The following is a 261-nucleotide window of genomic DNA, read 5'->3' as shown; positions in this document are numbered from 1 at the left end:
CCGACGCGACCGGCCTCCCCGCGGGCCTTCCGGTGTTCGCCACCGCCAACGACAAGGCCGTGGAGGCGCTCGGCGCCGGCCTCTCGCGGCCGGACCAGCTCCTGCTCTCGCTGGGCACCTACATCTCGTCGATGACCGTGGCAGGTGAGCCGGGGGCGGGGGAGCGGCACTGGGTGAACTTCGGGTCGCGGCCCGGGCAGTACCTGGCCGAGAGTGCGGGCATCCGCCGCGGAATGTGGACGGTCAGCTGGTTCCGGTCGC

Annotated in this window: 1 pseudogene; it reads left to right on the top strand. The window is 73.6% G+C overall.

What is annotated here, in order from left to right:
- Positions 1 to 32: 32 nt before the first annotated feature.
- Positions 33 to 261 (top strand): annotated as a pseudogene (locus SB773_RS32720) (FGGY-family carbohydrate kinase); the annotation flags it as partial.

Source organism: Bacillus sp. SIMBA_074 (assembly GCF_046534555.1).
GTDB lineage: Bacteria > Bacillota > Bacilli > Bacillales > Bacillaceae_G > Bacillus_A > Bacillus_A mycoides.
This window is presented reverse-complemented; position numbering and strand designations above follow the sequence as displayed.